Below are 13,977 nucleotides of genomic sequence, written 5' to 3'. Positions count from 1 at the left end.
GACAACAGGTACTCCGATGAGCAAGACCTCTCTCGACAAGAGCAAGATCAAGTTCCTTCTTCTCGAAGGCGTCCACCAGAATGCCGTGGACACCCTGAAGGCGGCCGGCTACAGCAACATCGAGTACCACAAGGGCGCACTGTCCGACGACGAGCTGAAAGAAAAGATCGCCGACGCGCACTTCATCGGCATCCGCTCGCGTACCCAGTTGACCGCCGAGGTCTTCGATTGCGCGAGCAAGCTGGTGGCGGTTGGCTGTTTCTGCATCGGCACCAATCAGGTCGACCTCGACGCGGCCCGTGAACGCGGCATCGCGGTATTCAACGCGCCCTACTCGAACACCCGCTCGGTGGCCGAACTGGTGCTGGCCCAGGCCATCCTGCTGCTGCGCGGCATTCCGGAAAAGAACGCCTCCTGCCACCGTGGCGGCTGGATCAAGAGCGCGGCCAACTCCTTCGAGATTCGCGGCAAGAAGCTCGGCATCGTCGGCTACGGCTCGATCGGCACCCAGCTCTCGGTACTGGCCGAAGCCCTCGGCATGCAGGTGTTCTTCTACGACACCGTGACCAAGCTGCCGCTGGGCAACGCCACCCAGATCGCCAAGCTGCATGACCTGCTGGGCCTGTGCGACATCGTCTCCCTGCACGTGCCGGAGCTGCCGTCCACCCAGTGGATGATCGGCGAGAAGGAAATCCGCGCGATGAAGAAAGGCGGCATCCTGATCAACGCCGCCCGCGGCACCGTGGTCGAACTGGAGCACCTGGCCGCCGCGATCAAGGACGAACACCTGATCGGTGCCGCCATCGACGTGTTCCCGGTCGAACCCAAATCCAACGACGAAGAGTTCGCCAGCCCGCTGCGCGGCCTGGATCGGGTGATTCTGACCCCGCACATCGGCGGCTCGACTGCCGAAGCCCAGGCCAATATCGGCCTGGAAGTGGCGGAGAAGCTGGTCAAGTACAGCGACAACGGCACCTCGGTGTCCTCGGTCAACTTCCCCGAAGTGGCCCTGCCGGCGCACCCGGGCAAGCATCGCCTGTTGCACATTCACGAGAACGTGCCGGGCGTGATGAGCAAGATCAACCAGGTGTTCGCCGAGAACAACATCAACATCTCCGGCCAATTCCTGCAGACCAACGACAAGGTCGGCTATGTGGTGATCGACGTCGACGCCGACTACTCCGACCTGGCGCTGGAGAAGCTGCAACACGTCCACGGCACCATCCGCAGCCGCGTGCTGTTCTAACGGCTGGCGCGCCATGCAAAGGGAAGCTTCGGCTTCCCTTTTTTGTCCGCGCAGAACGGATGCAAACCTAGGCTGGATCAGCGCCGCCGGTCGGTTACCCACAGACGCCGCGATTTTCCCGCACCGCGTAAGCCAACCACCGGCAACACCCTACACCTGCTCCAAGCCCCTTAACGCCGCCTCGGCGGCGGGCAACTCTTCCTCGCTGAATACCTGCACCCCGGCGCGGCGCAAGGCGGCGGCGGTCACGCCTTCACCGGCGACTTGCGTCCCGCTAAAACTGCCGTCGTAGTTCTCCCGGTTGCCGCACGACGGGCTGCGCGCCTTGAGCAGCGCCAAGCGGATGCCGTGCTGCCTGACCAGCGCCAACGCCTGTTCGGCGCCGGCGATAAAGGCCGCGCTGACGTCGTCGCCATCGATGGTCACCACCGGCACCAGCCCGTCGAGCACCTGCGCGCCCTGGCCAGCGGGGATTTCCGCCGCAGCTCGTGGCGTCGGCAGTCCGCCGGCGACTTCCGGGCAGAGCGCGACCACGCGGCCCTCGGCCTGCCAGCGCTGAAGCAGCGCGAAGGGGCCGTGGGCGCCGCCGTCGTAGCGCACGCGCTGGCCGAGCAGGCAACGACTGACCAGAACTTTGTGCATGGCTCCTCCGCCCGATTCAGGGCACTGCCGCAACTACAGGATGCCGCCGCGGCGACGGAACCAGCCGGTCAGCGACAAGCGCTCGCGGCTGGCCGGCAGCACTTCATGGGGCAGGTCGGCAGAGCGGAAAACCAGCAGGCTGCCCGCCTCGGGGAGTACCTCGCGGGTCGTGCCGTCGGCCAGATACAGACGCAGGGCGCCGCCCTGCTCGGGCTGCCAATCCGGGTTGAGATAGAACACCGCCGACACCGCGCGGCGGTCGTCGTCGCGGAAGCGATCGACATGCTTCTGGTAGAAGGCACCAGGCGGGTACAGGGCGAAGTGGCACTCGCAATCCTCCAGCCCCAGATAGAGCTCGCGATTGAGCGCCAACCGCAGCTCGTCGAGCAGCCCCAGATAGCGGTCGCAGGCCGGCGAGAAGCCCGCGTCCAACCATTGAATGCGATCGCCACGCACCCCTTCGCGCACTTCCTGAGAGCTGCCGCGACCGACGCCGGCAGGGGTCAGATCGCCTTGCGCGGCACGTTTGCGGCACTCATCGGCCAATTCGAGGGTCAACAGTGGTGGAGCGAACAGCGGCTGCAACGACCAGCCGTGTTCGGCCAGGTCGTCGACGATGCGCGCTAACAGTGCAGAATGGGTTGAAGTAGACATGCCGGCGATTCTATCAGCTGTGGGCTATGCCTCGACAAGCCCCGCCAAGCCATCGAAAATAGTCGCCCGCTAGACCGGAGTCTGTATGCGCGTCCTATCCATAGTTTTGCTGTTGTTCCTCAGCCTGCCGAGCCTGGCAGACGCGCAAATCCAGTTGTATCAGGCAGCTGGCTGGCCGCAGCAGCGCGCGCACTTCAACGACGCCCTGAGCGCCGCACAGGCGCGCTATCGCAGCAGCCTGCCGCCAGCGGTCTATCAGGCGCTGGTGAACAACAGCAACCAGCGCTTCGCCCCGCTGGCGATCGATCGCCGCGCGCAGCAGAGCCTGCGACAGAATCTCCTCGACCCACTGCCCGCCCTGCAGTTTTTCCAGTCTGAACTGGGGCGTAAGGTGGTCGCCGCCGAACTGCTCGCCACCCACCGCGATCAATTGGCCCAACATGCCGAGGGTTTGCCACGTATCGACGCCAGTGCCACTCGTCGCCTGCTGATCCGCCACCTGGCCCAGGCGTTGCCGGCCAAGGAAGCCGGCGCCGAAGTCAGCCTGGCCCTGGCCGGTGTCGCGGCCGACAGCCTCAGCCAGATGCTCCCCGGCCTATTCGGTGGCGATGGCGCCCAGAGCTTGCTCAACAGCCAGCGCCAGCGCCTGATGGAACAGATAGGCACGGATCTGGACAACACCTTGCTGCACGTCTACCGCGAACTGTCCGACCCGGAGCTGGAAGAATTTGTCGGCTTCGCCCAGTCGCCAGAGGGCCAGGCCTACTACCTGGCCGCCCTGGCGGCAATCCGCGCCGGCCTGGCCGTGGGCCAGAGCAGCACCAATCTGGAGCCTGCTCCGCAGGGGATCTGACGGACGTCGCGGCGGATTGCCCTCAGGCCAGCCGCTCACTGAGAAAATCGAAATAACGCCGACGCAAGGCCGGTGACTCGTTGGCCAGGTGATGGCGCGCCTCGGCCAGGCGGAAAATCTCGGGCGCGGCGAACTTGTCCTGCAACAGCTCGAGGTTGTACTGCCAGTCCACGGTCATGTCCGCTTCGCCCTGGATGATCAGCGGGCTGCGCGCGCTGCGTGGCGCCCCCTCGATGCGCGGCACCCATTGGCTCAAGGCGCCGACCCAGGCGGTTGGCAGGCTGCGCGGCTGCAAGGGATCGCGGTTGTGCACGAAGTCGATAAAATCGGGGTCGCTCGAGTTATCGCTGAAGCGCCGTGGCACCTCGCGGACAAAGGGCTTCAACAGCCGATAGCTGAGCTGCGACCAGTTCCAGGCCCGAGGCCTCACCAGCGGCGCCAGCAGAATGGTTTCGCCCACTTCGGGCGCGGGTTTCCCGGTCAACAGGTAGTCGATCAGGATGGCGCCGCCGGTACTTTGTCCGCACAGGTGCCAGGGCTGCGGCAAATCGAGGGCGGCGGCCTGCTCCAGCGCGCCCTGCAGCACCAACTGATACTCGGCGAAGTCGTCAATACTGGCGCGCGCACCGCTGGACAGGCCATGCCCCGGCAGGTCGATGGCCAGCACGGCAAATCCCAGGCCGAGCGCCCACTCGATCACATGGCGATACAGGCCGCTGTGGTCGTAATAGCCATGAATCAACAGCAAGGTGGCGCGCGGCGCCTGCGGCCACCAGACCTGGGCGGCAATCCGATAATCGCCGACCTGAAAATAACCGAGCAGACGGCCCTTGCTCGGCAACTGCTCGAAACCGTAGAAACGCCGGTACGCCTGTTCGTGCGGCAGAGCCGTCGTCGCTGCGGCCAAGGGTCGCAGATTGGCGACCAGGTCGGCGGGCTGAAAACGTTCTGGCATAAAGCTTTCCATCCAATCAGGCGGGCTTCCCGCGGTGCATGTACAGCCACGCGGCCGGTTAAAGATATTCTGCTGCCCGGCCGATCATGGCAAGCTAGGCGTCCTTTTACCTACCGATCGTGCCATGCCCCAGCTCAGCCGCAAGACCCTGCTCGCCAGCCTCATCACGCTGATCTGGATCGCGGCCATGTTCGCGGCCTTCCGGTGGTTCGAGGCGCGCTATGTGCGCACATTCGACCAGCAAACCGCACTGTTTGCCGGCGACGAACTGCGCCTGCCCGCCGAACTGGCCGGCCCCGGACCGATCCGCCTGGTGCATTTCTGGGATCCAGCCTGCCCGTGCAGCATCGGCAACCAGCAACACCTGGCCGAACTGATCAAGCGCTTCGGCCCCCTGGGCGTGAACTTCCATGCCGTGCAAAAGCCTGGCAGCAAGGGCCAGTTGCCGGCCAGCCTGAGCGCCATGCAGGCCCTGGCCCCGCTCCCCGGCAGCGCCGGCATACCGGCCAGCCCAGCAGTGGCGATCTGGGACAAACAGGGCCAGCTGGCCTATTTCGGCCCCTACAGCGAAGGACTCACCTGCAATTCGAGCAACAGTGTCATCGAGCCGATTCTCGAAGCCCTGAGCAGCGGGCGCGCGGTCAACGCCAGCAACACCATGGCGCTAGGTTGTTTCTGCGAATGGCCCGACGCGGCCCCCTAACAACAGCGACACCGCGACCTGCCCCTGAATGCTCCTTTGGCTTGACTGTAATCAGGGACAGCTCGCCCTTTCCGATTAATGCTGTCAGGTATTGCGCGCCACCTGCCGACAGCTTCTTACAGGCCGAGATTGGCCTGTTGTTTGCTTAAGTTCCGTCGTGTGTCCACCAGCTGCTTTTCCAGTTATCAAGGATCCACCCATGAGAACGCTATTCGCTCCGGCCGAAGCCTTGATGAACAGGCTCAATTACCCGCTCAAGTTCGGCCTGATCGGTCTGCTGGTGCTGCTCGCTTTTGCCAACCTGATGTGGAGCCTGACCGGCGAGCTGCAGCGCACCATTGAGCGTTCGCGCAACGAACTGGTCGCCACCGCGCTGACCCGTCCGCTGGCTAAGGTGGTCGAGCTGACCCAGCAGCATCGTGGCCTGTCGTCCATGCTGCTGAGCGGCAACACGGCCGTGCAGGGCCGCCGCAGTGAGCATGAGGCCGATGTCGAGCGGGCCATGGCCGCGCTGCGCGCCGAACTGAGCGAAGAAAAGCGCCGGTTGACGCAATGGCAGCAGATCGAAAGCGACTGGGCGGCGCTGCGCCGTGACGGCCTGCAGCGCAGCCGCGCGGAAAACTTCGATGCACACACCCTGCTGATCGCCCGCCTGCTGAAGTTCCAGATCCAGCTGGCCGACGCCTACGGCCTGAGCTTCGACCCGGACGAGGCGAGCTTTTATCTGATGACCGCTGCGACCAATCGCCTGCCGCTCCTGCTGGAGCGCTTCGGTCGCCTGCGCGCCCGTGGCGCGGGCGTGCTGGCCCAGGGCAGCGCCGACAACGCGCAACGCGTGGCGATCATCGTGCTCAACGAAGAAATCAAGGGCGCCATGGCGGAGGTGGATGACGGCCTGAACAAGGTTGCCGAGCGCCGCCCGGAACTGCGCAGCCAGCTGCAGCAGGCGGTGGCGGCCATGCATGCCAAGATCGCTGCGGTGGAGCAGGTGGTCAACGGCATGGTGCTGCGGGACGACTTCCAGAGCACCAGCTCGGCGCAGTTCTTCGACATGACCACCGCGGGCATCGCCATCGGCTACGCGCAGATGTACGACGTGCTGCTGCCGACCCTCGACCAACTGCTGGAGCAGCGCATGGCGGCGGCGCAGCAGGTGCTGTACTTCAACTTGGCGTTGGCCTTGCTGGTGATGGCGGTGATCGGCTACCTGTCGATGGGCGCCTACCTGTCGGTGATGACCAGCATCCGTTGCCTGCGCGAGGGCAGCGAGAAGCTCGCCGGCGGTGATCTGAGCAGCCATATTCAGCTGCAGGCGCATGACGAGCTGCGTTTCGTTGCCGGCGGCTTCAATTCCATGGCCGAAACCATGCGCGGGCTAATCGGCGGCATCAAGAACAACTCCAGCCAGGTGGCCGACTCGGCCCGCGATCTGGTCGCCGCCTCCGGACAAATCAATGTCGCCTCGCAGAAGCAGAGCGATGCGGCCTCCAGCATGGCCGCGGCGGTGGAGGAGATGACCGTGGGCATCGAGCACATCGCCCGTGGTGCCGGCGATGCCGACGCCCTGGCGCTGCGCTCCGGCGAGCTGTCCCGCGAGGGCGGGGCAATTGTGGCCTCGGTGGTGCAGGAGATCAGCGAGATCGCGGTGTCGGTGGCCGAATCGGCGCGCACCATCGAAGAACTGGGCGAGCGCTCCGGGCAGATCTCCACCATTGTCGGGGTGATCGGCGATATCGCCGCGCAGACCAACCTGCTGGCGCTCAATGCGGCCATCGAGGCGGCGCGGGCTGGCGAGCAGGGCCGTGGCTTTGCCGTGGTGGCCGACGAGGTGCGCAATTTGGCGGCACGCACGGCCAACTCGACACGGGAAATCTCCGAGATGGTGCAGAGCATCCAGCAGGGCACCCAGGGCGCGGTGGCCGGCATGGAGAAGGGCGTGGAACGAGTCGGCGCCGGGGTGGCACGGGCGAAGAAAGCCGGCGAGGCCATGTCGCGCATCCGCGAGGCAGCCGAGCAGGTGCAGGCCACCGTGGCAGAAATCTCCAACGCGTTGCGCGAGCAGAGCAGCGTTTCCAACGAAATTGCCCAGCAGGTAGAAATGATCGCGCGCATGGCCGAGGAAAACGGCCAGGCCGTGGGGAGCAACCACCAGACCGCCAGCCGTCTGCGCGACCTGGCCGACACCCTGCAGGAAAACGTCAGCCGCTTCCGCACCTGATGGCGCATCGACGCACCGCTTGTGCTCCGGCAGCCTTTGCAGTCATGCCTTGGCGATCGCTGGAAAAAGTTGGCGAGGCCGCCACGACAAGGCAAAAATGGCCGCCGCACAGCGAGGCGGAGTAACACGGCAATCGACTCCGCCCCTGAGCAGGTTGAACAGCGGGGTAGTGAGGGCTTTAATCGAACTGAAGCCGGGGGCAGGCGCAACATTGCGGCCTGCCCCCAAGTGTTCCGTGTGCCAAGCAGGGCCGTCGCGCCGGTCAGGAGTATCCATGCACGATCTCAAGTGGCTCGCTGCCGAGAAGAAGCTCGCGCACCGCGTATTCGAGGCGGCGCTCACAACCGAACTGGCCGAGATCATGGCCGACTTCAAGGCAAGAGCCGCCGCCATCACGGAGCCGCAGGAGATGTGGCCGCTCCAGGAATACCTGGCGCGCCAGCAACGCGAGATCGAGCGCAAATACGACTATCGCTACTCGCAGTTGCTCTTCGTGTTCGGTCAGCTGATTCGTGAAGGACGCGTCCAAGAGGCGCAGCTGACGGGCTTGTCAGAAGAGAAGCTTGGCTACATTCAACAGATCGCATCGCTCTGAGGCAGAAACAATGCAGCGGGAGAGCAAGGCAATAGGCAACAAACCACACTTTATGCTTTGAGCCGCGAGCACAATTATTTGCAGCCTCCCCCGCTACCCGCTCACCCTCGCCCAACCGGCTTGGCTACCCGCTTGCTCCCCGCCGCCTTGCGTTTACCGGTCTTGCGCTTGCCCTTCCAGGGTGCGCCGGCCGCCGGGCTGGCCGGGCCGTTGATGGTCAAGTGCAGGCCGGCGCAGCGTTGCACCTGCTTGCTCATCCAGGCCGATTGTTTGCCGACGAACTCGTCCAGGCTCATCTCGCCGCTCTGCACCATGTCCAGTGCCTGCTCCCAGATCGCCGTGGTGCCGGGGTCGGCGATGGCGCGGGGGACGGCGTCGATCAGGCTGCAAGCGGCCGGAGTGGCGGCCAGGGCCTTGCCCTGTTTGACCAGGTAGCCGCGCTCGAGCAGGCCCTGGATGATGCCGGCGCGGGTCGCTTCGGTGCCGATGCCGGTGGTGTCCTTGAGTTTCTGTTTGAGCCGTGGGTCGTCGACCAGCTTGGCGACGTTCTTCATCGCCTTGATCAAGTCGCCCTCGGTGAAGGGTTTCGGCGGCTGGCTCCACAGATCCTTGAGGGTCACGCCCGCCACGCTGCAGTCCTGTCCTTCGCGCAGGGCCGGCAGGGTTTGCGCGGGGGGCGCTTCGCGGCCTTTGGCCGGCGCCAGGGCTTCGGGCAATGCGCGGCGCCAGCCGGCCTCGACGATCAGCTTGCCGACCGCGCGCAGGGCCTGGCCGGCACAGTCGAAGTCGGCCTGGGTGCGCTCGTATTCGTGGTTGGCCAGGAACTGCGCCAGGTAGCGCGCGCGGATCAGGCTGTAGACCGCCCGCGGCTTGCCGCTCAGGCGTTCGAGGTGCTGCGCGGCGGCGGTCGGGATGATGCCGTGGTGGGCGCTGACTTTGCCGTCGTTCCAGGCCCGCGAGCGGCGCTGCGGTTGCAGGTGCTCGAGCAGGCCGGTCAGGGCGGGGTCGACGCGGCCCAGGGCGGCGAGGATGGCCGGCGCCTCGGCGTGCTGGCTGAGCGGCAGGTAGCCGCAATCGCTGCGCGGGTAGGTGATCAGCTTGTGGGTTTCGTAGAGCGCCTGGGCGATGTCCAGGGTTTCCTGGGCGCCGAGGCCGAGCTTCTTCGAGCAGACTTCCTGCAGGGTGCCGAGATCGAACGGCAGCGGCGGCGCCTCGCGCAGGCGCTCGCTACGCAGCTTCACCACCTGGGCGCTGGCGGCGTTGCCCATGGCCGTCGCCGCCGCTTGCGCCAGGGCCTGATTGAGGCAGCGGCCCTGCTCGTCGCAGACGTCCGGGGCCGCGCGCCACTGGGCGCTGAACGCGGTGCCGTCGGCCAGCAGCGCCACCTCGATGGCCCAGTACGGCAGCGCCACGAAGGCGGCGATGCTGCGGTCGCGGTCGACCACCAGGCGCAGGGTCGGGGTCTGCACCCGGCCCACCGGCAGCACGCCCTGATAGCCGGACTGCTGGCCAAGCAGGGTGAACAGCCGGCTCATGTTCATGCCGATCAGCCAGTCGGCGCGCGAGCGGCCCAGCGCCGACTGGTAGAGGCTGAAGGTGTCGGCGCCGGGCTTGAGCGCGGCCAGGGCCTTGCGGATCGAGGCATCGTCCAGCGCCGACAGCCACAGGCGCTGGATCGGCCCGCGATAGCGGCAATGCTCGACCAGCTCGCGGGCGATCATCTCGCCCTCGCGGTCGGCGTCGGTGGCGATCACCAGTTCGTCGGCTTCGCCGAGCAGACGCTTGACCGCCTTGAACTGGCTGGCGGTCTTGGGCTTGACCAGCATCTTCCAGCGCTCGGGGATGATCGGCAGGTCAGTCAGCACCCAGCGTTTGTAGCGGGCGTCGTAGGCGTCCGGCGGGGCGGTTTCCAGCAGGTGGCCAATGCACCAGGTCACCGTCAGGTTGCTGCCCAACCAGCAACCGTCGCCACGCCGGGTGGCACCGAGCACCTTGGCGATGTCCTTGGCCTGGGAAGGTTTTTCACAGAGAAAGAGCCGCATGGCCGCCATCATTGGTTCCTTGTCGCGATGGCGCACAGCATGCGCAGCGGCGCGGGTTCAGGCAAGCACAATCTGTATGGATGTACAGTTAAATGCTACCAAAACGCGTGCCGGCGAAAGTCTTTTACACCTCGACGCGCACATCGGCGGCCGGGACGACGACGGCCCGCGCCCCGAAGCTTGTGATGTTCGCCAAGGTGGCGTTGTGATGTGCCGTGATTTGCGCGGCGCAGAGCACCCCGTTGTCCACCGTCGAATGCGCGTCCGCGACCAGGACTACCTCATAGCCCAGCGCCAAGGCGCGGCGGGTGGTGGTGTCGACGCAGTAGTCGCTCTGCAAGCCACAGATCAGCAAACGGGTGATCTGCCATTCCTGGAGCCGCTGGTTCAGGTCGGTTCGCAAGAACGAGTCCGGGGTGCTCTTGCGCATTCGCAGATCATCCGGCGACGTCACTAGCCCTTCAGCGAGTTGCCAACCCTGGGTGCCGAAGCGAAGAGATCCGTGGCTCTCTTCATGCTGGAGCAAAACAATCGGTAGCCCGGCGGCCCGTGCCTGCTCGGCAACGCGGTTGATCCTTGCGATAACCCGGTCGATATCGAAGGCCGCTTCCGCGCCAGTACAGAGTGCCTGTTGGACGTCGATAATCAGCAGTGCAGTGGTCATGCGGCTTCACCTTGGAGCAGGCCGATGGAACAAGGGCGATGCCCCCGGAAACGACATTGTTGCGGATCGCGTTGCCTTGTTCAACGCATGGCCTGCAGAGGCCCGCATCGATGGCATAGAGGCGGCCGGCGCGGTTCGTGTTCGACGCAACGCTACAGGTAACGAAAGCCATCTAGCCGTTAACTGCTACAAACACGCCAAGGCGTGAGGATCTCCCGTAGCGGTTTCAGCCGCGAAATTCGCGGCTGAAACCGCGCCTACAAAAGCCCTACGCCTCATGCGACACCTAACGGGGACGTCGCCTTACGAAAGGCTAATATCGACCAGAGGCATACCCCCGACAACGTCTATGCCAGCGAGGCCGCTAGGTGGATTTGCGCAACAGTTCCTGGCGAATCTTGCCGATGGCCCCCATGGGATTGAGCCCCTTGGGGCAGACCCAGGAGCAGTTGCCGATGCTGCGGCAACGGAACAGGCTGAACGGGTCTTGCAACCGTTCGAGCCGTTCCGTCGTGGCCTGGTCGCGGCTGTCGGCGATGAAACGCCAGGCCTGCAGCAGCCCGGCTGGACCGACGTACTTTTCCGGATTCCACCACCAGGACGGACATTGCGAAGAACAGCAGCCGCAGAGGATGCACTCATACAACCCGTCGAGCCTGGCGCGTTCCTCGGGGGACTGGAGGCGCTCGATGGTCGGCGCCGGGTCGTGGTTGATCAGCCATGGCTTGATGCTCTGGTATTGCTTGAAGAAGAGACTCTGGTCGACCACCAGATCGCGGATGACCGGCATGCCGGGCAAAGGTCTGATAATCAGTGCGCTGGCCGTGCCCAGCGCCGCCGAGACCGGCGTGATGCAGGCCAGTCGGTTCTTGCCGTTGATGTTCATGCCATCCGAGCCGCAAACCCCCTCCCGGCAGGAGCGCCGGTAGACCAGCGTCGGATCGGCCTCATGCAGGAACTCCAACGCATCCAGCACCATTCGTGCGCGGAATTCCTCGGGCAACGACAACGACTGCATCCAGGGCTGCCGCTCCTGTTCCGGGTGGTAGCGATAGACTTGTACATCAATCATGGCTTGTTGCCCCTGCGGTCATTACGGCGAGAGTGGATCGCGTCTCGACCCGGCAAGCCCGCCGCGCCTGCATCCGGCCGCTCGGGATAGCGACTCGGGTGAAGCATAGCCGTTGATCAAGGCCTGGCCACTGAAGCCTCTGCACTGCCCGCTCCGGCAGGCGGTGAGCGGCCCCCGCCAGGATACGCGCCGGCCATTCGCGGCGTGCGCGCGCCCACGCGCAAAGACCCAAGGGGAGGCGAACTCTGGAAGCCCGCCGTTGCGCCCACCCGGCGGCAGTAACTGTGGGCAATTGTCGATATGCTTCGTCGACGAAACCACTGAGGAGCAGCAGAACGCTCATGGAAACTAAAGATAGGGCCATGGAGCTGCACGGTTCGGTCTGGCTGACTGTCGATGGCGAGAAGTTCGGCGGTGAACAGCGTATCGCCCTGCTGGCCAAGATCGCCGAGTGCGGCTCCATCACCCAGGCCGCCAAAGCGATCAAGATGAGCTATAAGGCCGCCTGGGATGCCATCGACGCCATGAACAACCTGGCGGGCGAGCCGCTGATGGCGCGTGCTGCCGGCGGTAAGGGCGGCGGCGGTACGCGCCTGACCCCGCGCGGCGAACAGTTAGTGAAGAACTTTCGCCTGATCGAGCGTGAACACCTGCGTTTCGTTGAACAACTGAACCGGCAAGCCGAGGGCATTGCCGATGATTACCTATTGATCCGCAGAATGAGCATGAAGACCAGCGCACGCAATCAGTTTCGCGGCACCGTCACCCAGGTGAAAACCGGCGCAGTCAATGACGAAATCGAACTGGAAATTGCTGGCGGTCAGAAGATCGTCGCCATCGTCACCCATGAAAGCACCACGGAACTCGGGCTAATGCACGGTAGCGAAGCTTTGGCTCTGATCAAGTCGTCCTCAATCATCCTGGTCACCGATGAGGAGGGCGCGCGCTTCTCCGCACGCAACCGGTTGACTGGCAATATTACGCGGGTGCATGCCGGCGCGGTGAATACGGAGGTGGTGCTGGAACTTCCCGGCGGCGCCGCGCTGGCAGCCATCGTCACCAACGAGAGCAGTTGCAACCTGGGCCTCGCAGAAGGCCAGGCCGCTACGGCGATTTTCAAGGCATCGAGCGTGATTGTCGGAGTGCCAGCCTGAGCAGTTGAGGCAGCATGCCGCGCAGCAGGAACCGGCGCCCCCGTAACTGATTCGATGCCGCCGAATATCGGCCTCACCGCCTGTTCGCGCAGCGCATAGAGCCTGTGCCCCAGCGGGCTCTTGGCCTGGCGAAGCAGGCGTTGGCGCGGCGGGCGGCTTCCGTGCGGACTCGGACAGCCATTCCACAAGCATCCGGACAGGCATCTCCGGAAAAAACACACCCACAAACAAGGGCCACCGCAGTGACCCTTGTTTGCTTACCCAGGCAACGCGCTAGGCGGTCGCGTGGATCTGCGACGGGTCGCGGCGGTTGTCCGGGCCCTGCTGCTCGCGGATGCCGGTGGTTTCGTCCATAGCCTGCTGTACGGCCTTCTTGCGCTTGGCCTCGGCACGCCGGGCGAAGAACCAGATGATGAAAGTCATCAGCGACACCGACAACAGGATCAGGCTGGCGATGGCGTTGATCTCCGGCTTCACGCCCAGGCGCACGGCGGAGAACACCTCCATCGGCAGGGTGGTGGAACCGGGACCGGAAACGAAGCTGGCCAGCACCAGGTCGTCCAGCGACAGGGCGAAGGACATCATGCCGCCGGCCGCCAGGGACGGCGCGATCATCGGAATGGTGATCAGGAAGAACACCTTCAGCGGCTTGGCGCCCAGATCCATGGCCGCCTCCTCGATGGACAGATCCAGCTCACGCAGACGCGAGGACACCACCACCGACACATAGGCGGTACAGAAGGTGGTGTGGGCGATCCAGATGGTCAGGATGCCACGCTCGGCCGGCCAGCCGATCACCTGGGCCATGGCCACGAACAGCAACAACAGCGACAGACCGGTGATCACTTCCGGCATCACCAGCGGTGCGGTGACCAGCCCGCCGAACAGGGTGCGGCCCTTGAAGCGGGTCACCCGGGTCAGCACGAAGGCCGCCAGGGTGCCCAGAATCACCGCGGCGATCGCCGTGTAGAAGGCGATTTCCAGGGAGCGCATCACCGCGCTCATCAGCTGGGTGTTGTCGAGCAGGCCGACGTACCACTTCACCGACCAGCCGCCCCACACCGTGACCAGACGGGAGCCGTTGAACGAGTAGATCACCAGGATCAGCATCGGCAGGTAGATGAACGCGAAGCCCGCCCACAACATGAAGCGGGAGAAACTGAAACTTTTCATGCGCGG

At 64.9% G+C, this 13,977-nt stretch carries 13 protein-coding genes; 6 read left to right on the top strand and 7 right to left on the bottom strand.

Translation table 11 applies throughout. The annotated features are described in order from the left end of the window. The first annotated feature begins 16 nt into the window (after positions 1-16). A complete protein-coding gene (gene serA, locus P8H27_RS07490; protein WP_289636446.1) occupies positions 17-1,246 on the top strand; it encodes a phosphoglycerate dehydrogenase in 1,230 nt (409 codons plus the stop codon). Between the two features lie 150 nt (positions 1,247-1,396). On the opposite strand, the gene P8H27_RS07485 is transcribed toward serA, so the two are convergent. Together P8H27_RS07485 and P8H27_RS07480 are read right to left on the bottom strand one after the other, a co-directional pair. Beyond that, positions 1,397-1,888, bottom strand: coding sequence for a DUF523 domain-containing protein (locus P8H27_RS07485; protein WP_289636444.1), 492 nt, complete (start codon positions 1,886-1,888; stop codon positions 1,397-1,399). A gap of 33 nt (positions 1,889-1,921) precedes the next feature. After that, positions 1,922-2,542, bottom strand: coding sequence for a 2OG-Fe(II) oxygenase (locus P8H27_RS07480; RefSeq protein WP_289636442.1), 621 nt, complete (start codon positions 2,540-2,542; stop codon positions 1,922-1,924). Positions 2,543-2,627: 85 nt separating this feature from the next. Between P8H27_RS07480 and P8H27_RS07475 the strand changes: the two genes are divergently transcribed. After that, the gene (locus tag P8H27_RS07475) at positions 2,628-3,395 is read left to right on the top strand and encodes a hypothetical protein (protein ID WP_289636440.1); all 768 of its coding nucleotides are present in this window, start codon (positions 2,628-2,630) and stop codon (positions 3,393-3,395) included. 22 nt (positions 3,396-3,417) lie between these two features. On the opposite strand, the gene P8H27_RS07470 is transcribed toward P8H27_RS07475, so the two are convergent. Next, entirely contained in the window at positions 3,418-4,350 is a 933-nt protein-coding gene (locus P8H27_RS07470; RefSeq protein ID WP_289636439.1) for an alpha/beta hydrolase, read from the bottom strand. Between the two features lie 124 nt (positions 4,351-4,474). On the opposite strand from P8H27_RS07470, the gene P8H27_RS07465 reads away from it, so the two are divergent. From P8H27_RS07465 to P8H27_RS07455, 3 genes are all read left to right on the top strand, one after another. Then, positions 4,475-5,053 (top strand): DUF6436 domain-containing protein, encoded by a 579-nt coding sequence (locus P8H27_RS07465; RefSeq protein WP_289636437.1) that lies wholly within the window; start codon positions 4,475-4,477, stop codon positions 5,051-5,053. Between the two features lie 199 nt (positions 5,054-5,252). Further along, on the top strand, positions 5,253-7,271 hold the full coding sequence (locus P8H27_RS07460) for a methyl-accepting chemotaxis protein (protein WP_289636435.1): 2,019 nt from the start codon (positions 5,253-5,255) through the stop codon (positions 7,269-7,271). A gap of 274 nt (positions 7,272-7,545) precedes the next feature. Next, positions 7,546-7,866: a hypothetical protein gene (locus P8H27_RS07455; protein ID WP_289636433.1), complete on the top strand. Its 321-nt coding sequence runs from the start codon at positions 7,546-7,548 to the stop codon at positions 7,864-7,866. A gap of 101 nt (positions 7,867-7,967) precedes the next feature. Here P8H27_RS07455 and P8H27_RS07450 read toward each other — a convergent pair whose 3' ends face one another. From P8H27_RS07450 to P8H27_RS07440, 3 genes are all read right to left on the bottom strand, one after another. Beyond that, positions 7,968-9,908: a DNA topoisomerase III gene (locus P8H27_RS07450; RefSeq protein ID WP_289636431.1), complete on the bottom strand. Its 1,941-nt coding sequence runs from the start codon at positions 9,906-9,908 to the stop codon at positions 7,968-7,970. Positions 9,909-10,032: 124 nt separating this feature from the next. Continuing rightward, positions 10,033-10,572: a cysteine hydrolase family protein gene (locus P8H27_RS07445; protein ID WP_289636430.1), complete on the bottom strand. Its 540-nt coding sequence runs from the start codon at positions 10,570-10,572 to the stop codon at positions 10,033-10,035. Between the two features lie 364 nt (positions 10,573-10,936). Beyond that, a complete protein-coding gene (locus tag P8H27_RS07440) occupies positions 10,937-11,644 on the bottom strand; it encodes a succinate dehydrogenase iron-sulfur subunit (RefSeq protein ID WP_289636428.1) in 708 nt (235 codons plus the stop codon). Positions 11,645-11,985: 341 nt separating this feature from the next. Between P8H27_RS07440 and P8H27_RS07435 the strand changes: the two genes are divergently transcribed. Next, on the top strand, positions 11,986-12,798 hold the full coding sequence (locus tag P8H27_RS07435; RefSeq protein WP_289636426.1) for a TOBE domain-containing protein: 813 nt from the start codon (positions 11,986-11,988) through the stop codon (positions 12,796-12,798). A 273-nt stretch (positions 12,799-13,071) separates the two neighbouring features. On the opposite strand, the gene P8H27_RS07430 is transcribed toward P8H27_RS07435, so the two are convergent. Next, a complete protein-coding gene (locus P8H27_RS07430) occupies positions 13,072-13,971 on the bottom strand; it encodes an ABC transporter permease subunit (RefSeq protein WP_289636424.1) in 900 nt (299 codons plus the stop codon). Between the last annotated feature and the right edge of the window lie 6 nt (positions 13,972-13,977).

This window comes from Pseudomonas sp. sp1636 (genome assembly GCF_030376615.1).
Taxonomy (GTDB): domain Bacteria; phylum Pseudomonadota; class Gammaproteobacteria; order Pseudomonadales; family Pseudomonadaceae; genus Aquipseudomonas.
Note: the sequence above shows the minus strand (reverse complement) of the source record. Positions and strands in the feature narration are given on the sequence as shown.